This window comes from Reyranella sp. (assembly GCF_017305915.1).
Lineage (GTDB): Bacteria > Pseudomonadota > Alphaproteobacteria > Reyranellales > Reyranellaceae > Reyranella.
The window spans coordinates 33,420-51,869 of record NZ_JAFKJN010000041.1 but is presented as its reverse complement, the minus strand read 5'-3'; the positions used below and the strand labels follow the sequence as shown (position 1 = coordinate 51,869).

The following is an 18,450-nucleotide window of genomic DNA, read 5'->3' as shown; positions in this document are numbered from 1 at the left end:
CGGCTCTCGGGGTCGATGTAGGAGAACAGACCGCCCTGATCCCGGAACTCACCGCGCATTGCCCATGCTCCACAGCAAAAACCACGCTATGGAATCATCAATCCTGAAAAACCGGAAGGTTCTTCAGCAAACTGCTAGAGCGATTTCCGGTTAGATGGAACCGCGCGCGGTTCCATCTAACCGGAAATGCGCGCACGGGTGATAGTCGTTGCAGAAGGCATATTCCGTCCGGCTGATTCCAGCCGGACGGAATATGCTCTAGCGGCCGTGAGCGACCTGCAGGCGCCGCTCGCGCTGGCGGCTCCATTGCGAGAGGCCGAAGCAGGCGAACCAGTAGATGGCGCCGGCGAAGACATAGGCCTCCATGTTCATGCCGACCCAGGCCGGGTCGGCCAGCGCCGCCTGGGCGATGCCCAGGAGGTCGAAGATCGAGACGATCAGCACCAGGGTGGTGTTCTTGAACAGGGCGATGAACTCGTTGGTCATCGCCGGCAGCGCGATGCGCAGCGCCTGCGGCAGCACGATCATGCGCTGGATGCGCCAGTAGCCCAGCCCCAGCGCCTGGGCGGCCTCGGCCTGGCCTTCGGGCAGCGCCTGCAGGCCGCCGCGCACCGCCTCCGCCATATAGGCCGCGATCACGAAGGCAAGCCCGATCACGGCGCGCGCCAGGCGGTCGACATCGAAGCCGGTCGGCATGATCAGCGGCAGCAGCAGCGAGGCGAGGAAGATCACGGTGATGATCGGCACGCCGCGCCAGAACTCGATGAACACCACCGAGGCGAAGCGGACCAGCGGCAACCGCGACTGGCGGCCGAGCGCCAGCAGCACGCCGAGCGGGATGGCGATCAGGCCGGCATAGACGGTGAGGAACAGGGTCAGCATCAGCCCGCCCCATTCCCGCGTCTCGACCAGCTTGAGGCCGGTGCCCCAGCCGCCGTGCAGCAGCACGATGCCGACCGGTGGCAGCAGGACGGCAGCCGCGACCGTGGCGCCGCGACGCTGCGGCAGGCCGCGCCACGACAGCGCCAGCGTCACGGCCACCCACAGCGCGCCGACGATGTCGACGCGCCAGCGCTCCGGCACCGGATACTGGCCGTACATGAACTGGCTGAAGCGCATCTTCACGAACACCCAGCAGGCGCCGGAGCCCTTGCAGTCGTCGCGGCTGGTGCCCTGCCAGGTGGCGTCGAGCAGAAGCCAATGCACCAGCGGCACCGAGATGCGCCAGACGATGTAGAGGCAGATCAGCGTGATCGCCGCATCGACCGGCGTCGCCAACAGGCGCTGACGCAATTGCGCGATCATCGCGTCACCAGCCGGTGGCGCGTGTTGTACCAGTTCATGAACGCCGACACGGCGAGGCTGAGCGTCAAGTAGATCGCGAGCGTAATCGCGATGATCTCGATCGACTGGCCGGTCGAGACCAGCGCCGAGCCCATGAACACCGCGACGATCTCGGGATAGGCGATCGCCGCGCCGAACGAGGAGTTCTTGATCAGGTTGAGGTACTGGCTGGTGAGCGGCGGGATGATCACCGGCATCGCCTGCGGGATCACCACCAGCCGCACGATGCGGCCGGGCGCGAGGCCGAGCGCGCGGGCGGCGTCGATCTGGCCCTGCCGCACCGACAGGATGCCGCCCCTCACCGCCTCTGCGATGAAGCCCGCGGTGTAGGTCGAGAGCGCCGCGAACAGCGCCACGAACTCCGGCGCCAGCACGAAGCCGCCGCGATAGTTGAAGCCGCGCAGCGTCGGCACGTCCCAGCTGGTGGCCGCGCCGCCGGCGACCAGGGCCAGGATGGGCAGCAGGCCACAGGTCACGAAGCCCACGGCCCAGGTCGGGAAGTCGCGGCCGGTGCGCGCCTGGCGCGCCCGCGCCCAGCGCGCGAGGCCCCATTGGCCGGCGATCAGGACCGCGATCGCCAGCAGCGCCAGCCGCAGCCCGGTGGCGTCGTTAGGCGTCGGGATCGAGAGCCCGCGGCGGTTCAGGAAGGCGACGTCGAGAAAGTTCAGGCTCTCGCGCGGCGTCGGCAGCGCGGCGAGCACGCCGAAGTACCAAAACAGCACGAAGAACAGCAGCGGGATGTTGCGTACGAACTCGACATAGGCGCCCGCGAGGGTCGACAGCAGCCAGTTGCGCGACAGCCGCAGCAGACCGACGGTGAAGCCGATCACCGTTGCCACCATGATCGAGACCGCCGACACCAGCAGCGTGTTGACGATGCCGGTCCACAGCAGCGCCAGGATGGTGTCGCTGGGCTTGTAGCCGGTGAGGTTGAACGGCACCTCGATGCCGCTGTCGCGCCACAGGAAGCGGAAGCCCGAGGCGATGCCCGCCTTGACCATGTTCTCCGAGGCGTTGCGCACGAAGAACCAGACGAGGGCGACCAGGACGATCGCCCCCGCGGCCTGCCACAGGACGTCGCGGACCTTGCGGTCGCGGAGGAACGCCATAGAAATCACTCTCCTCCCTGCGCGCAGCGCGGGGAGGAATATGAAGGTCACTGGAACGGCGGCGTGAACAGCAGACCGCCCTTGGTCCACAGCTCGTTGCTGCCGCGCTTCAGCTTGAGCGGCGAGGCCATGCCGACGGTGCGCTCGTAGCTCTCGCCGTAGTTCCCGACCTGCTTGACGATGTTGTAGGCCCAGTCGTTGCCGATCCCCATCATGTCGCCGAACTTGCCTTCGACGCCGAGCAGGCGGCGGACCTCGGTGTTGGTCGACTTGGCCTTCATCTCGTCGACGTTCTTCGAGGTGATGCCGAGCGCCTCGGCGGCGATCTGCGCGTTCAGCACCCAGCGCACGATGAGCTGCCAGCGCTCGTCGCCCCAGCGCGTGGTCGGGCCCTGCGGGTCGTTGGAGATGATCTCGGTCAGGATCTGGTGCTCGGCGGGATCCTTGAACTTGATGCGCTGGCCGGCCAGCGCGCCGAGGCCCGCGGTGTAGGCGTCGCAGCGGCCCTGGTCGTAGGCCGAGATCGCATCGTCGTTCTTCTGGAAATTGATGATCGTGACCTTGAGGTTGCGCTCGCGGAACCAGTCGGCCGCGGTCTTCTCCTCGGTCGAGCCGGCGGCGACGCAGATCGTGGCGTCGGCGAGGTCGGCGACCTTGGCGACCTTGGCCTTGGTGCGCACCACGAAGGTCTGGCCCTCGTAGAAGTTGATGCCCTGGAAGTTCACGCCGAGCGTGGCGTTGCGCGAGAAGGTGATGGTGGTGTTGCGCGCCAGCAGGTCGACCTGACCCGACTGCAGGATCGGCCAGCGCTGCTGCACCGAGGTCGGCGTGTACTTGACCTTGGTCGCGTCGCCCAGCACGGCGGCGGCCAGCGACTTGCAGTAGTCGACGTCGAGGCCGGTCCACTCGCCCTTGTCGTTGGCGAAGGAGAAGCCCGGCAGGCCGAGATGCACGCCGCATTCGATGTTGCCGCGTGCCTTGACGGCGTCGAGCGTCGGGCTGGGCGCCAGCTGCTGCGCACCCGCAGGCGTCGCGACCAGGCATGCCACCGCGGCGGCAAAGCCGTAGAACTTCATGTGAAAACCCCCTCAACAGTCGTTGCCCGATACCGTACAAGCCTCGGCGTGACCAGTAAATCGCCGCTCGAAACCAGCCGCATTCCGGGCCTGCCCAACCTGCACAGCCACGCCTTCCAGCGGGCCATGGCAGGGTTGACGGAGCGCCGCGGCAGCGGAAGCGATTCTTTCTGGACCTGGCGCGAGCAGATGTATCGCTTCGTCGAGCGGCTCGGGCCGGACGACCTCGAGGCGATCGCCGCCCAGGCCTACATGGAGATGCTCGAGGCGGGCTTCACCTGGGTCGCCGAGTTCCACTACCTGCATCACCAGCCCGACGGCCGGCCCTACGACAATGTCGCCGAGATGTCGCAGCGCATCGTTGCCGCCGCGGCCGAGGTCGGTATCGGCCTGACCCTGCTGCCGGTGCTCTATCGCCAGAGCGGCTTCGGCGGAAGGCCCGCGACACCCGGCCAGCGCCGCTTCCTCAACGACCGCGAATTCTACGCCCGGATCATGGAAACCAAGGTGCCGGGCGGGCGTATCGGCATCGCGCCCCATTCGCTGCGGGCGGTGACGCTCGACGACCTCAAATGGGCGGCCGAAACCTGGCGCGGCCAGCCGGCGCACATCCATGTCGGCGAGCAGACGCGCGAGGTCGAGGATTGCCTCGCCGCCCATGGCCGCCGCCCGATCGACCTCTTGATGGATACCGTGCCGGTCGACGCGCACTGGTGCCTCGTCCATGCCACCCACGCCGATGCCGGCGAACGTACGCGCATCGCGAAGTCGAAGGCGGTCGTCGGCCTCTGCCCGATCACCGAGGCCAATCTCGGCGACGGCCTGTTCGACGTGCCCGACTTCCTCGGCAAGGACGGCCGCTTCGGCGTCGGCTCGGATTCCAACGTGCGCATCTCCGTCGCCGACGAGTTGCGCACCCTCGAATACGGCCAGCGCCTGGTCCACCGCCAGCGCAACGTGCTGGGCGATGCGGGCCGATCAACCGGCCGCCGCCTGTTCGAGGCGGCGCTCGCGGGCGGCGCGCAGGCCGTCGGCGCGAGCGACGAGAGCATCGTCGTGCTCAACGACAGCAGCCATCGCGGCGACGCGATGCTCGACCACTGGCTGTTCACCGCCGACAACGATGCCATTATCTCGGTCGAACGCGGCGGCGTGCGGCTGGTCGACCGTGGGCGCCATCGCGATCGCGATCGAATCGCGGGACGCTACGACAGGACGCTCGCCCGACTGCTCTCCCAGCCATGAGCGGCACGGCACCGCTTGATCGATGGCTCGCGCTCCGTCAAAGTTGGATTTTGGGAGACCAATCATAGGTTGCAGATGAACCGGGCAAGCTGGGGCGTTCTGGTCGCTGGACTTGCGGTGGCCGGCTGCTCGGTCACCGTCGATGTCGTCGGCCTCGTGGGAAGCGAAACCTTCAGGGGAAAATCGACCGGCTATGGCGACGGCACCGGCTACATGGAGATGCAAAGCGACGCCGGCACCAAATGTGTCGGCGACTTCGCCTTTCACGGCTCCCGCAACGGCACCGCCATCCTGTCGTGCAACGACGGCCGTCAGGCCGCCTTGCAGTTTCGTTCATTGCGGGCGGGCGTCGGCTACGGTTTCGGCACGCTCAATACCGGCGGGACCGTGCGCTTCTACTACGGCATGAGCGACGAACAAGGCGCCGCGTACATTGCCGCCGGCCCCGGCCAAGCCGGACCGGCTGCCGGCGGACCGAAGAGCGGAAGCGGCACCGGATTTTACGTCACCCGACAGGGCCACGTTCTCACGAATGCCCATGTTGTCGACAGCTGCGGGAGCTTGACCGTCCATCGGGCGGGCGGGGTCTCCGCGCCGGCCATCATCGTCTCGACTGACAAGCAGAACGATCTGGCGCTCTTACAAACCGCCTCCGCGCCCGCGGCGATCGCGACGCTGCGCGGCAATCGGCCGGTGCGTCCCGGCGAGGCGGTCGTGGCGTTCGGGTTTCCAATTCCGAACATGGTGACGACGACCGGCGTGCTCACGACAGGGACGGTAAGTGCGCTCGCCGGCCTGCGCGACGATACCCGCTTCCTCCAGATTTCCGTGCCGATCCAACCCGGCAACAGCGGTGGCCCGTTGATGGACATGACCGGAGCCGTGGTTGGTGTCACATCCTCCTCGCTCGACGAGCGTGCCGCCATCCGCAGGAGCGGCGCTCTTCCGCAGAACGTGAACTTCGCCATCAAGACCGAGGTCGTGAGGACTTTCCTGGCGACGACCGGCGTCTCGGCCGAAACCGGCGGTGGCCATGAGCTTGGCGCCGCTGACGTCGGAGAACGTGCCCGCGGCTTCACCGTCCGCATCGAATGCAAGGGCTGACGCGCTACAGTCCCATCAGCGAGAACAGCGCGCGGCCGAGCGCGCTGTTCGGGTCGGCGAGCTGGCGCGGTTCCTCGAAGTGGTTGGGCGAGAAGACCTCGGTGCGGCTGGCCAGCCGGCCCATACCTTCCAGCGCCGCAGCGAACACCTGCCCGTGGCGGCGGAACTCCGGGCTGTCGCCGACCGACCAGGCGACGGCGACCGGGCAGCGGATGCGGCCGAGATGGCGCATGGCGCTGGCGGCATCCAGCTCCTCGGGCGTGATCTTCACGTACTTGCTGCGCGCCGACAGCAGCGGCGCGTGCAGGTCGTACATGCCGCTGATCAGCAGCGCGCCCTTGACCGTGTCGTTGCCGAGCAGCACGCAGCTCGCCAGATGCGCGCCGGAGGAATGGCCCGCGAGATAGATGCGGTCGGGGTCGCCGCCGAAGCTCGCCGCGTTGCGCGCCGTCCACGCCACGGCCTCGCGGCACTGCGCGATCATCGCCGGCAGCGGCACCGTGGCGACATTGTCGAAGTCGGCGACCACCAGCGCCGCGCCCTTGCCGACAACCGCTGGCGCCGGGTAGGCGACGTCGAGGCGCGAGCCGCGCAGCCAGGCGCCGCCGTGCAAATAGACCAGCACTGGTACCTTCGACGCTCCCTTGGGCGCGAAGATGTCGAGCAGCTGCATTTCGCTCCTGCCGTAGCGCTCGGTGCGCGACGGCATCGCCTTGCGGACAGCCTCGCAGTCCTTGCGGATCTCGGCCTGGATGGCATCGCGATGCGGCGCCCAGACGAGCTGGTCGTAGGCCTGATCGAGCTGTTCCTTCGTGTAGTCGAGGAATACCCTGTCGCTGTCGTTCGGCATCGCCGGACGCAACACGACTATCGCCTGCCGTGCAAGCCTGTTGTGGGGTTCGGACTGGGGAGGAAGAGCAGCATGAAGCTCGCGGGAAAAATCGCTCTGATCACCGGCGGCTCGCGCGGGATCGGCCGCGCCACGGCGCTCGCCTTCGCCGCCGAGGGTGCGGATGTCGCCTTTTGCCATCTGAATGACGATGCCAAGGCTGACCAGACCGCTGGCGAGATCCGCGCCCTCGGCCGGCGCGCCCTGCATCGCTCGGTCGATGTCGCCGATATCGCGTCCGCGCGGGTCTTCGCTGAGCAGGCGGCGCGGGAACTCGGACCGGTCGACATCCTGTTCAACAACGCCGGCATGAACATTCGCAAACCCTTCGAAGCCTATACCGAGGAGGAGTTCGACCGGATCATCTCCGTGCACCTGAAGGGCACGTTCTTCATGGCACAGGCGGTCTACCCGGCGATGGCGGCCCGTGGGCAGGGCTGCATCATCAACGTCGCCTCGCAGCGCGGCTTGAAGGGCGCGGTCAATTCGGCGCCCTACTCCGCCGCCAAGGCCGCGATAATGGGATTCACGCGCGCGCTGGCATGGGAAGCGACGCCGAAAGGCGTTCGCGTCAATGCCATCGCGCCTGGCCCGATCGTCACCGATCTGACGGCGACCATGACGCCCGGGGATCGTCAGGCCTTCATCGATGCGCTGCCGGTGGGCCGTTTCGGCCGGCCGGAGGAAATCGCCGCGACCGCGCTGTTGCTGGCCGGTCCGGACGGCGGATTTTATGTCGGTGCCACCCTGTCGCCCAATGGTGGAGACGTGATGTACTAGTCAGCCACCAACCCGGGAGAGAAACACATGCCGACGAACGACCTGACACCAGGGCTCAAGGCGGAGATCGTCACGACAGTCGATGACAAGCTGGTGGTCAGGCACATGGGCGGCGACGGCGTGCTGTCCACGCCATCGATGATCGGCCTGATGGAGCGTGCCGGCATCGAGGCCGTGCAGTCGCATCTCCCCGAAGGGCACACCACCGTGGGCTTCGAGGTGAACGTCAAGCACTTCGGCGCCACGCCGAAAGGCAAGAAGGTGACGGTGCGCGCCGAGCTGCTCGAGGTGGATGGCCGCAAGCTCCGCTTCAAGGTCGAAGCGCACGACGAGGACAAGAAGGTCGGCGAAGGCACTCACCGTCGCGCCATCGTACCCGTTCAACGCAAGGGTTGATTTTAAAATCCGCCGGGCGGATCCCAACCGACGCGACGGCCAGCACCAAATATCGAGAAGTGGTTTGCGATAATACAATCTATGATAGGTTGAACGATTCCGCTTACACGTGCACAGTAGCTGCGGTGGGAGTAATGAGGGACATGCAGTTCGGCAGGATGCTGACGGTGGCGGGATGGGCGTCGTCTCGTCGCGGCTCGGGGGACGGGCCGGCCAGGGCGCGCAGAACGTGAACTTTGCGATCAAGGCCGACGTCGCCCGGACGTTCCTCGACGCGCAGGGCGTCACGGCCGAGATGGCGACGGGCGGGAGCGACCTCCCGGGCCCCGACATCGCCGACCGGGCGCGCGCTTTCGCCGCCTTCATCGAGTACAGGGGCTGAGGAAGGCCATGCCGGACTACCTCCTTTTCATGCACGACGATTCGATCGACGACGGCGACTGGGGCCCCTATCTGGAGAGGCTGCAGCGCGCCGGGAAGTTCCGGGGCGGCAGCGCCATCGGGCCGGGTGTCTGCATCCGCAAGCCGGGCCGGCCGCCGAAAGTCACCGAACACATTGTGGGATTCATCCGCGTCGAGGTCGCGAACCTGGCCGAGGCCCGCAAGCTGCTCGCCGGCAATCCGGTGTACGAAAACGGCGGAACGGTCGAGATCAGGGAACTGCCGAAGACGCCTTGAGAGTGCTAAAACGCGGCCAATCGGAGGAACACATGGTCGCGAACATCGGGCACTACATCGACAACAAGGCTATGGCGGGCAACAGCGGCCGCACCGGCGACGTCACCAACCCGGCGACCGGCGAGGTCACCGCCAAGGTCGCCTTCGCCTCGGTCGAGGAGGTCGACCAGGCGGTGCAGGTCGCGAAGAAGGCGCAAGCTGCCTGGGGCGCCCTGCCGCCGCTGCGCCGCCAGCGCGTCATGTTCAACCTCAAGAACCTGATCGAGAAGCACGCCGACGACCTGGCGCGCCATCTCTCGCTCGAGCACGGCAAGACCTTCGACGACGCCAAGGGCGAGGTCGGGCGCGGCCTCGAGGTCGTCGAGTTCGCCTGCTCGATCGCCCATCACATGAAGGGCGACTTCACCGAGCAAGTCGCGACCGACATGGACACCTGGTCGATCCGCCAGCCGCTCGGCGTCGTGGCCGGCATCACGCCGTTCAACTTCCCGATCATGATACCGTGCTGGATGGGCGCGATGGCGGTGGCGACCGGCAACGCCTTCATCCTGAAGCCGTCGGAGAAGGACCCGTCGGCGCCGATGCTGCTGGCCGAGCTCTACCAGCAGGCGGGCGCACCGGCGGGCATCTTCCAGGTGGTGAACGGCGACAAGGTCGCGGTCGATGCGCTCTTGAAGCACCCCGACGTACCGGCGATCTCGTTCGTCGGCTCGACGGCGATCGGCGAGTACGTCTATCACACCGGCACGGCGATGAATAAGCGCGTGCAGGCGCTGTGCGGCGCCAAGAACCACATGGTGGTGATGCCCGACGCCGACCTCGACCAGGCGACCGACGCGCTGATGGGCGCCGCCTACGGCGCCGCCGGCGAGCGCTGCATGGCGATCTCGGTCGCGGTCGCGGTCGGCGATGTCGCCGACAAGCTGGTGCAGAAGCTGGCGCCGCGCGTGCAGGCGCTGAAGGTCGGGCCCGGCCTCGACCCGCAGTCGGAGATGGGGCCGCTGGTGACCCGCCAGCACCGGGACAAGGTGATGGGCTATGTCGACCAGGGCGTGAAGGAAGGCGCCAAGCTGGTGGTCGACGGTCGCGGCTTGAAGTTGCAGGGATACGAACAGGGCAACTTCATGGGCGGCTGCCTGTTCGACGAGGTGAAGCCCGACATGACGATCTACAAGGACGAGATTTTCGGGCCGGTGCTCTCCGTCGTGCGCAGCAAGAACTTCGACGACGCGATCAAGCTGGTGAACGACCACGCCTACGGCAACGGCACGGCGATCTTCACCCGCGACGGCGACGCCGCGCGCGCCTTCGCCAGCAACGTCAGGATCGGCATGGTCGGCATCAACGTGCCGATCCCGGTGCCGGTCGCCTATCACAGCTTCGGCGGCTGGAAAGCCTCGGTGTTCGGCGACCACGGCATCTACGGCATGGAAGGCGTGCGCTTCTACACCAAGCTGAAGACGGTGACGGCGCGCTGGCCGGCCGGCATCCGCTCGGGCGCGGAGTTCAACTTCAAGGCGCGCTGACTGGACTAGCGCACAATCCGCCTAGGCGGATTGTGCGCCTGTCGGCACGATCCGTGCTGAGTCCGGGCGTCGACCTCAACTGCGAGCGAGATCCATGGCCGAGCCCTTTCCCCTCGAACCGTCGCTGTGGGCCGCGACCGCTCCCGCCGCGGTCCCGACCCCGCCCCTGCAGGCGCCGGCCACCGCCGATGTCTGTATCGTCGGCGCGGGCTATGCCGGCCTCTCGACCGCGCTGCATCTCGCCGAGCGCGGCATCAAGGCGATCGTGCTGGAGGCCGGGGAACCGGGCTTCGGCGGGTCGGGCCGCAACGGCGGCCAGGTCATCCCCGGCCTGAAGTTCGATCCCGACGAGCTCGAGACCATGTTCGGCCCCGAGCGCGGCCCCCGGCTCGTCGACTTCGTCAGCCGCACGGCCGAAGTCGTGTGGGAGCTGATCGACAAGCACAGGATGGACGTTCCCAACACGCGGACCGGCTGGATCCAGAGCGCCATCTCGAGCCCGGCGGTCGGCCCGATCGAGGCCCGGGCCGCGCAATGGCAGAAGCGCGGCGCGCCCGTGGAGGTGCTCGACCGGCAGGAGACGGAACGCTACGTCGGCCACAACCAGTATCTCGGCGCCTGGATCGACCGCCGCGGCGGCGTGGTGCAACCGCTCGCCTACGCGCGCGGCCTGGCGCGTGCGGCACTGGCGGCCGGCGCTGCGATCCATGGCGAGACGCCGGCGACCGGCCTCGAGCGCGAGAACGGCAAATGGATCGTGAGCACCCGCCAGGGCGCCACGGTGACGGCCGATCGCGTCGTGCTGGCGACCAACGGCTATACCGGCGATCTCTGGCCGCATCTGCGCCAGACCATCATCGCCGCCAATTCCTTCCAGGTCGCGACCAAGCCTCTGTCGGACAACGTCCGCAAGTCGATCCTGCCGGGCGGCCAGGCGACCTCCGATTCGCGCCGCATCGGGCTTTACTACCGGCTCGACCATACCGGCCGCTTCCTGCTGGGCGGCCGCGGACCGATGCGCGAGCCCAAGAGCGTTGGCGACTGGGCGCATATCGAGACGATGATGGAAAAGATGTTTCCCCAGTTGAAAGGCGCCGGCATCGATTTCCGCTGGGGTGGCCGCGTGGCGATCACGCGCGATCACCTGCCCCACCTGCACGAGCCCGCGCCCGGCCTGCTGATCGATATCGGCTGCATGGGACGCGGCGTGGCCCTGCAATCGGCGATGGGCCGCGCGATGGCGGCCTATATCGCCTCGGGAGATCCGCTGGCGCTGCCGTTGCCGCCGGGCAAGGTCAAGCCGCTGCCGTTCCATGGCCTGAACAAGCTGTACTTCCAGGCTTTCGTCACCTGGTACCGGTTTCTCGATCAGCGCGACGCCAGCGCCGCCTGATTGCCAATTTCCTCTCCTCCCCTGCGGCGGAGGAGGTAAGAGTCACTTCTTCTCGATGTTCCAGAAGATCGTCACCGGCGATTCGAGGTTGCCGGTGATGTTCTTGCGTACCGCCGCCGGCACGACCCATTGGCCGGCGAAGATGTGCGTCGGGTTCTCCGATACCCGCACCTGCATGGCTTCGGCAATCGCCTTGCGCTTGGTCTCGTCGGCTTCGTCGGCGAACTCGGCGCGCAGCTTGACCAGCAGCTCGTCCTTCGGCCAGCCGAACCAGGCATTGTCGCCGACCGCGTTGATGTAGGTGTTGGCGAGCGGATCGACGATGTCGACCGACGCCGACGAGGTCAGGAAGGCATTCCAGCCGCCCTTGTCCGGCGGATCCTTGCGCGAGCGGCGCGAGACCAGGGTCGACCAGTCCATGGAAACCATGTCGACCTTCATGCCGGCGCGCTCCATCAGCTGCTTCGCCACCGGCGCGAGATTGGCCAGGATCTGCAGGTCCGAGGAGTGCATCAGCACGACCGGCGTGCCGTCGTAGCCGCCTTCCTTGAGCAGCTCCTTGGCCTTGGCGACGTTGCTCTCGAGCTTGTCCTCGAAGCCCTTGGTGCTGGCATAGGGCGTGTCGCACATGAACATCGCCTTGCAGACCTTGTAGTAGCGCGGGTCGCCGATCACGCCGTCGACGAAGTCCTTCTGGTTGAAGGCGTAGAGCATCGCCTGCCGGATCTTCGGGTTGTCGAACGGCTTGTAGAGCTGGTTGAAGCGGAAGATGTACTGGTTGCCCCACTTGTTGAGGTTGACCAGCTTCACGCCGGGATCGGCCTCCATCATCTTGAGCAGGTCGTGCTGCGGCGTCTCGATCATGTCGATCTCGCCCTTCATCAGGGCGCTGGTCGCGGTCTGCTGGTCGGGGATCGCCACCCATTCGACCCGGTCGAGCTTGGCGATCTTGCCGCCGGCCAGGCCGGAAGCGGGCTCGGCGCGGGGCTTGTACTTGGGGTTCCTGACGTAGACCGTCTTCTCGCCGGGCTTCCATTCGTTCTTGACGAAGATGAACGGCCCCGAGCCGGTGTAGTCGTCGATCTGCTTGAACGGATCGGTTTCGGCCACCTTCTTGGGCATGATGAAGGCGGCGCCCGAGGGCTGGCTCAACGCCTGCAGCATGATACCGGTCGGCGCCTTGAGCTGGATCTGGAAGGTCTTGGGATCGAGCGCCTTGACCTCGGCGACCTTGGTCCACAGGAGCTGACCGTACGGCATCCGCACCGCCCAGCGCTTGAGCGAGGGCACCACGTCCTCCGACGTCACCGGCGTGCCGTCGTGGAACTCGAGCCCGTCGCGCAGAGTGAAGGTCCAGGTGAGCCTGTCCGGCGAGGTCGTCCACTTGTCGACCATCTGCGGCTTGACCTCGAGATTGCCGTCCAGCGCGAACAGCGTGTCGTAGATCATGTAGCCGTGGTTGCGCACGATGTACGCAGTGGTCCAGATCGGATCGAGGATCTTGAGATCGGAATGGTTGACGACGCGGAAGGTCGTCTGGGCATGGGCCGCGCCGGCCAACGCCAATGCCGCAAGGAACGCCACTGTACGCTTGAGCATGCAGACCTCCCTTATCGTTGAAGACATCCTGAGCCGAGGGCGGTCGATCTGGCAACCTCTCCTCCTTCCCGCAGGGGCAGGACGGCTCGTCCATTTCCGACCATTTTCATCCATTTTTCTCCATTTTCACCGTTTCCCGCGGGCATAAGAAATGGTGACGTTGGTGTCCTCGGCCGCCTTCATCTGTTCCTGCAGCGACTTCAGCACGCGCGCGGCGGCCTGGGCGTCCTGCGGCGCGATTTGGCCCTCCAGCATCGCCGAGGCGACCGCGCTGTGCTCGCCGATCGTGTAGACTCGTCGTCCATCTCTTGCTCGGGGTCGACGATCTCGACCGACCGGTTGCGGCGCACCGGCCAGACGCGCTGCAGCACCATCTCGGCGGCCTTGAGGTTGCCCTGCAGTCCCTGCTCGGCGACGACGCCGATCAGGTGGTGGGCCAGCTCGATGCCCAGGCGATCGAGCTCGCTGATCGCGACGGACTTCTGACTCGGACATGAAACGCTCCTGCACACGTGGACGTGCAGGCAAGATAAGCGCGCCGAGCAGCAGGACCTATTATGGGCAATGGCCGTCAAAAAAGACGCCATTTCCGGACTTCGAATCGCGGTCCATTGCCCATAATGGGGCGCTGGGAGCGCAGCACTCCGTGCCGCTCATGCCTGATCATCGCGCATTGCTGGGAAATCGCGTTGGGCCTCGCGCCAGATTTATTTTTTAACAAAAGATAAAGAGCGGCACGGAGTGCCACGCTTCCAGCAGTGCTCGCCTAGGCGGCCTTGGCAAGATTCCGGCCGCGAATCATCTCGGCTGCCTTGTCGGCGATCATGATGGTCGGCGTGTTGGTGTTGCCCGAGGTGATGGTGGGCATTACCGAGGCATCGACGACCCGAAGCCGCTCCAGTCCCATCACCCGCAGCTCGGCATCGACCACCGCCATCGGGTCCGACGGCAAGCCCATCTTGGCGGTGCCGATGGGGTGGAAGATCGTGGTGCCGATGTCGCCCGCCGCCTTGGCCAGCGAGGCCTCGTCGTCGCCGACGCTCGGGCCGGGCAGGAACTCCTCGGGACGATAGGGTTTTAGCGCCGGCTGCTTCATCAGCCGCCGCGTGACGCGGATCGCATCGGCGGCGACGCGGCGGTCCTCGGGCGTCGAGAGATAATTGGGCGCGATCCTGGGCTTGTCCGCCGGATCGGCCGAACGCAGGCGGATGGTGCCGCGCGAGGTCGGCCTGAGGTTGCAGGCGCTGACGGTGATCGCGGGGAAGCGATGCAGCGGCTCGCCGAACTTGTCGAGCGACAGCGGCTGGACGTGGAACTCGATGTTGGCGCGCTCGTGCTCGCTCGACGACATGGTGAAGATGCCGAGCTGCGAGGGCGCCATGGTGAGCGGCCCCTTCTGGAACAGCGCGTACTCCGCGCCCATCATCGCGCGGCGCAGCAGCGAGTGATAGGTCGTGTTCAGCGTCTTCGTGCCCTGCACCTTGAAGATCGCGCGCTGCTGCAGATGGTCCTGCAGGTTGCGGCCGACTCCCGGCTTGTCGAGCACCACCGCGATGCCGAACTCATTCAGCCAGTCCGCCGAGCCGACGCCCGAGAGCTGCAGGATCTGCGGCGAGCCGACGGCACCCGCCGACAGGATCACCTCGCCCCGCGTGCGCGCCGTCACGACCTGGCCGTTCTGGCGGTACTGCACGCCGACCGCGCGGCGGCCCTCGAACAGCACCTTCTCGACCAGCACGCCGGTCTCCAGCCTGAGGTTCGGCCGCCCGAGCACGGGCTTGAGGAACGCGCGCGCCGTCGACATGCGGATGCCGCGCTTCTGGTTGACGTGGAAGTAGCCCACCCCGTTGTTGTCGCCCGTGTTGAAGTCGGTGGTCGTCGGCACGCCCATCTGGTTGGCCGCCTCGATCACCGCGTCGAGGATCGGCCAGCTGATCCGCATCTCCTCGACCCGCCATTCGCCGCTGCCGCCATGATGCTCGGTGTCGCCGAGGAAATGGCCGTCGAGCCGCTTGAAGACCGGCAGCACGTCGTCCCAGCCCCAGCCGGCGAGCCCGAGCTGGCGCCAGTGGTCGTAATCCGACGCCTGCCCGCGCATCGAGATCATGCCGTTGATCGCCGAGCAGCCGCCGATCACCTTGCCGCGCGGATAGTTGAGCGCGCGGCCGTTCAGCCCGGGCTCCGCCTCGGTCTTGAACATCCAGTCGGCGCGCGGATTGCCCATCGCATAGAGGTAGCCGACCGGGATGTGGAACCAGATCCAGTTGTCCCTGCCGCCCGCCTCGAGCAGCAGCACGCGCGTTTGGGGATCGGCCGACAGCCGGTTGGCCAGCACGCAGCCTGCCGACCCCGCGCCGACGACGATGTAATCGAACTCGCCTTCCATCCCACCGTTCCTAAATCTGCGAATAGCCGGTGCCAACCGTGTCGATGCCGCGGCCGACGCCTTTTTCGATCCAGCCCCATTCCTTCAGGATCTGCTGGCTGTAGGTCACGCGGCCGTTGACCTTCTCGGCCGGCTCGCTGGCCAGCAGCAGGACGGCGCGCGCCATCGTCGTCGGCGGCTCGCCGCGCGGATCGTCGAGGCTCGCCATCAGCTTGTGATAGACCGTGCCCGGCGTCGGCACGGTGCGCGAGGGCGACACGCAGCTCACCGCGATGCCGCCATGCTGCGCCACCTCCTGCGCCAGGCCCTGGGTGAAGCGCTCCAGCGCCGCCTTGGTCGCGCCGTACATCACGCCGCCCCGCACCGTCTGGTCCTTGTACGGCCCGCGGCCCGGCCCGATCGCCGAGCCCGAGCTGATATTGACGATCGCGCCGCGGCGGGCGGCGATCATGTCGGGCAGCACGGCCTTCGAAAGGATGAACGGCGCATGGACGTTGACGGCGAAGGCCTTGACCCAGCGACTGGTCGGATATTCCGCCGTCGGGATGTAATAGTTGAGCGCGGCGTTGTTCACCAAGGTGTCGATCGGGCCGCAAGCGGCGCGCGCCGCCTCGACCAGCTTCAGGCACTCGGGCTCCGACGAGATGTCGGCCGCGATCGCCGTCGCGTCGCCGCCGGCGCCGCGGATCGCCGCGACCGTGCTGTCGAGCGAGCCTTCGAGGCGATGATCGCCCTCCTTGAGGGTGCGCGCCACGCAGACCACGCGGGCACCCTCGGTGGCCAGCAGCTCGGCGATGGTGCGGCCGATGCCGCGGCTGGCGCCGGTCACGAGAGCGGTCCGGCCGGTCATCCTGCGCATGGTTCTCCTCGGGTGTTCTCCCTTTGACAGTCGAAACCTGACCCTTGCCCGGCCCCGCGGCAAGCGCGCACAATCTTAGCACCCAAGGGAGCGACGCCATGAAATACAATCGGATTTCCGCGGATTGCCACCTCGACATGCCCTGGATGCCGCCCGACCTGTTCACGTCGATGGCGCCGCGCGACATGAAGGACCGCATGCCGTTCGTCGTCGACACCGACGAGGGTCCCAAATGGACCGCCAAGAACGGTGCCTCCTTCGGCTTCAAGAACGGCGTCGGCCCGGCCGGCAGCAAGTACCAGAAGGGCAAGCACCACCGCGTCGACGTGATGGCCGAGACCGGCCTGTACGAGGACGGCGCCAAGGACATCCGCCGCGTCTCCGATCCGCACCTGCGCATCAAGGACCTCGACCGCGACGGCGTCGATGCCGAGGTGATCTACGGCATCCTCGGCGCCTCGAGCCGGCTCAACGACAAGGATGCGTCGAACGAGATGCTGCGCATCTACAACGACTGGCTGAAGGACTTCTGCAGCCACTATCCCGACCGGCACATCGGGCTGGCCTGCCTGCCCTACGGCGACATCGACGCCGCGGTGAAGGAGATCTACCGCGTCGCCAAGATGGGCATCCGCGGGCTCGAGCTCTCCTGCTCGTGGGACATGGAGCCGATGTGGCACCCGATGTGGGAGCCGCTGTGGAAGGCGGTCAACGACGTCCAGTTGCCGCTGCACTTCCACACCTTCCCGACGGTGCCGCCGAACACCATCGAGAAGCACGGCGGCCGGGTCGGCCGTTCGGTGTTCTTCACGGTGGTCTCCGGCTTCCAGATGAACCTGGTGAACATCCTGGCGGCGATCATCGCGGCCAACGTGCTGGAGCGCTATCCGCACATCCGCATCGCCTTTGGCGAATCGGGCTGCGGCTGGATCCCCTATGCGCTCGACCGCATGGACTTCGAATGGGAGGACCGCTTCACCGATCTCGGCCTCAAGATGAAGCCGTCGGACTACTGGCGCCGCCAGTGCAAGGCGACCTTCCAGTTCGACCGCATCGGCGCCAAGCTGATCGACGACATGGGCGCGGAGAGCCTGATGTGGGGCTCCGACTACCCGCACGGCGACGGCGTGTGGCCGCACTCCGACAAGTACATCAAGGAGCAGTTCGCCGAGGTCTCGCCCGAGGTGACGCGCATGATCACCTGCACCAACGCCGGCAAGTTCTACGGCCTGATCAACTGACGGCGCAGCCGTCATCCCGAACGAAGTGAGGGATCTTTACGGCACAGGAAGATCCCTCGCCGACGCTCGGGATGACAGATAGAGATCGCCCTTCGACACGGTGTGTTGGAGGGCGAAGATCTCTCCCGACGGCGCGTGGCGATCACGCGCCGTTTTTGCGTCCGCCACCGACCGGAAGAAGGCGAGAAGCGCTTGATCGATCTGGCGGTCGGGTGCCGGCCGCAGGTCCTTCTCCGTTGTGTGCGCCTGGCCGATCGTGGCTTCACCCTTCAGCAGATCGAGACGCGCCGGTTTCAGCGCCGCAAGCGCGTCGAAGGCCGAGACATCGCCGCGCACCGTCAGCACGGCCGCACCGATGCCGCCGCCCTGCCGGCGCTCGACCGAACAGACGGTGCGCCACGCATCGTTGAACTTGGGGAAGATCGCACGGCTGAGCGCACTCGGATGGCGCAGCCGCGCGTAGTAGGCGTCGCTCTCGAACGCCGCTGTCGTCTCGGCATCGTAGAACAGGAGATAGCGGCCCGGCCGGTCGATGCCCTTGAAGCGGCTGCCGCGCAGCCAGCCGGGGCAGCCGACGCGCTCCTGCACATGCTCGCGGCTGTGCCAGTGATTGAAGGCCTCGTCGTCCGCCGGGTCGATGTCGACCCAGATGGCGAGCACAGCGGAAGAGGCCATCACTCAGAGCTTCAGAAACTCATCCGGATCGGCATATCGCCGGGATGGTTCGGGATGGTCGTGAACTTGCCGGTCGCCGGGTTGGCTCAGATCTCGTGGCTGCCCGCTGCCTGGCGCCGGAACTCGAACCGAAGTCGCCTCAGGCGAGCG

Annotated in this window: 19 protein-coding genes; 10 read left to right on the top strand and 9 right to left on the bottom strand. The window is 66.8% G+C overall.

The window, feature by feature from the left end; genetic code table 11:
• Positions 1-258: 258 nt before the first annotated feature.
• Genes J0J01_RS30630 through J0J01_RS30620 form a run of 3 tightly spaced genes read right to left on the bottom strand, consistent with a single transcriptional unit; the run spans position 259 to position 3,529 of the window.
• Positions 259-1,293 carry an amino acid ABC transporter permease gene (locus J0J01_RS30630; RefSeq protein ID WP_296387429.1) on the bottom strand — a complete coding sequence of 345 codons (1,035 nt, stop codon included), beginning with the start codon at positions 1,291-1,293 and terminating at the stop codon, positions 259-261.
• A gap of 8 nt (positions 1,294-1,301) precedes the next feature.
• Positions 1,302-2,453 (bottom strand): ABC transporter permease subunit, encoded by a 1,152-nt coding sequence (locus J0J01_RS30625; protein ID WP_296387428.1) that lies wholly within the window; start codon positions 2,451-2,453, stop codon positions 1,302-1,304.
• 47 nt (positions 2,454-2,500) lie between these two features.
• Positions 2,501-3,529: an amino acid ABC transporter substrate-binding protein gene (locus J0J01_RS30620; RefSeq protein WP_296387427.1), complete on the bottom strand. Its 1,029-nt coding sequence runs from the start codon at positions 3,527-3,529 to the stop codon at positions 2,501-2,503.
• Positions 3,530-3,577: 48 nt separating this feature from the next.
• Here J0J01_RS30620 and J0J01_RS30615 point away from each other — a divergent pair, with 48 nt between their 5' ends.
• Positions 3,578-4,774, top strand: a complete 1,197-nt coding sequence (locus tag J0J01_RS30615) for a formimidoylglutamate deiminase (RefSeq protein WP_296387426.1) — start codon at positions 3,578-3,580, stop codon at positions 4,772-4,774.
• Positions 4,775-4,849: 75 nt separating this feature from the next.
• Positions 4,850-5,878 (top strand): serine protease, encoded by a 1,029-nt coding sequence (locus tag J0J01_RS30610; protein ID WP_296387425.1) that lies wholly within the window; start codon positions 4,850-4,852, stop codon positions 5,876-5,878.
• A gap of 4 nt (positions 5,879-5,882) precedes the next feature.
• Here the strand turns inward: J0J01_RS30610 and J0J01_RS30605 are convergent, their stop codons facing one another.
• The gene (locus J0J01_RS30605; protein WP_296387424.1) at positions 5,883-6,743 is read right to left on the bottom strand and encodes an alpha/beta hydrolase; all 861 of its coding nucleotides are present in this window, start codon (positions 6,741-6,743) and stop codon (positions 5,883-5,885) included.
• A gap of 57 nt (positions 6,744-6,800) precedes the next feature.
• Between J0J01_RS30605 and J0J01_RS30600 the strand changes: the two genes are divergently transcribed.
• From J0J01_RS30600 to J0J01_RS30575, 6 genes are all read left to right on the top strand, one after another.
• Positions 6,801-7,547: a 3-oxoacyl-ACP reductase family protein gene (locus J0J01_RS30600; RefSeq protein ID WP_296387423.1), complete on the top strand. Its 747-nt coding sequence runs from the start codon at positions 6,801-6,803 to the stop codon at positions 7,545-7,547.
• 27 nt (positions 7,548-7,574) lie between these two features.
• Positions 7,575-7,943 (top strand): thioesterase family protein, encoded by a 369-nt coding sequence (locus tag J0J01_RS30595; RefSeq protein WP_296387422.1) that lies wholly within the window; start codon positions 7,575-7,577, stop codon positions 7,941-7,943.
• Positions 7,944-8,118: 175 nt separating this feature from the next.
• Positions 8,119-8,325 carry a hypothetical protein gene (locus tag J0J01_RS30590; RefSeq protein ID WP_296387421.1) on the top strand — a complete coding sequence of 69 codons (207 nt, stop codon included), beginning with the start codon at positions 8,119-8,121 and terminating at the stop codon, positions 8,323-8,325.
• An 8-nt stretch (positions 8,326-8,333) separates the two neighbouring features.
• Entirely contained in the window at positions 8,334-8,621 is a 288-nt protein-coding gene (locus J0J01_RS30585) for a YciI family protein (protein WP_296387420.1), read from the top strand.
• Positions 8,622-8,653: 32 nt separating this feature from the next.
• Complete coding sequence (locus tag J0J01_RS30580; protein WP_296387419.1) at positions 8,654-10,147, top strand: CoA-acylating methylmalonate-semialdehyde dehydrogenase; 1,494 nt, start codon at positions 8,654-8,656, stop codon at positions 10,145-10,147.
• A gap of 94 nt (positions 10,148-10,241) precedes the next feature.
• Positions 10,242-11,540, top strand: a complete 1,299-nt coding sequence (locus J0J01_RS30575) for an FAD-binding oxidoreductase (protein WP_296387418.1) — start codon at positions 10,242-10,244, stop codon at positions 11,538-11,540.
• A gap of 42 nt (positions 11,541-11,582) precedes the next feature.
• Here J0J01_RS30575 and J0J01_RS30570 read toward each other — a convergent pair whose 3' ends face one another.
• Together J0J01_RS30570 and J0J01_RS30565 are read right to left on the bottom strand one after the other, a co-directional pair.
• The gene (locus J0J01_RS30570) at positions 11,583-13,139 is read right to left on the bottom strand and encodes an ABC transporter substrate-binding protein (RefSeq protein ID WP_296387417.1); all 1,557 of its coding nucleotides are present in this window, start codon (positions 13,137-13,139) and stop codon (positions 11,583-11,585) included.
• 126 nt (positions 13,140-13,265) lie between these two features.
• Complete coding sequence (locus J0J01_RS30565; RefSeq protein ID WP_296387416.1) at positions 13,266-13,394, bottom strand: hypothetical protein; 129 nt, start codon at positions 13,392-13,394, stop codon at positions 13,266-13,268.
• A gap of 53 nt (positions 13,395-13,447) precedes the next feature.
• On the opposite strand from J0J01_RS30565, the gene J0J01_RS30560 reads away from it, so the two are divergent.
• Entirely contained in the window at positions 13,448-13,636 is a 189-nt protein-coding gene (locus tag J0J01_RS30560; RefSeq protein WP_296387415.1) for a hypothetical protein, read from the top strand.
• A gap of 269 nt (positions 13,637-13,905) precedes the next feature.
• Here J0J01_RS30560 and J0J01_RS30555 read toward each other — a convergent pair whose 3' ends face one another.
• Together J0J01_RS30555 and J0J01_RS30550 are read right to left on the bottom strand one after the other, a co-directional pair.
• Positions 13,906-15,525, bottom strand: a complete 1,620-nt coding sequence (locus J0J01_RS30555; protein WP_296387414.1) for a GMC family oxidoreductase N-terminal domain-containing protein — start codon at positions 15,523-15,525, stop codon at positions 13,906-13,908.
• Between the two features lie 10 nt (positions 15,526-15,535).
• A complete protein-coding gene (locus J0J01_RS30550; protein WP_296387413.1) occupies positions 15,536-16,375 on the bottom strand; it encodes an SDR family NAD(P)-dependent oxidoreductase in 840 nt (279 codons plus the stop codon).
• A gap of 107 nt (positions 16,376-16,482) precedes the next feature.
• Here J0J01_RS30550 and J0J01_RS30545 point away from each other — a divergent pair, with 107 nt between their 5' ends.
• Positions 16,483-17,625, top strand: a complete 1,143-nt coding sequence (locus J0J01_RS30545; RefSeq protein WP_296387412.1) for an amidohydrolase family protein — start codon at positions 16,483-16,485, stop codon at positions 17,623-17,625.
• A gap of 36 nt (positions 17,626-17,661) precedes the next feature.
• Here J0J01_RS30545 and J0J01_RS30540 read toward each other — a convergent pair whose 3' ends face one another.
• The gene (locus J0J01_RS30540) at positions 17,662-18,300 is read right to left on the bottom strand and encodes a DUF4286 family protein (RefSeq protein WP_296387411.1); all 639 of its coding nucleotides are present in this window, start codon (positions 18,298-18,300) and stop codon (positions 17,662-17,664) included.
• Between the last annotated feature and the right edge of the window lie 150 nt (positions 18,301-18,450).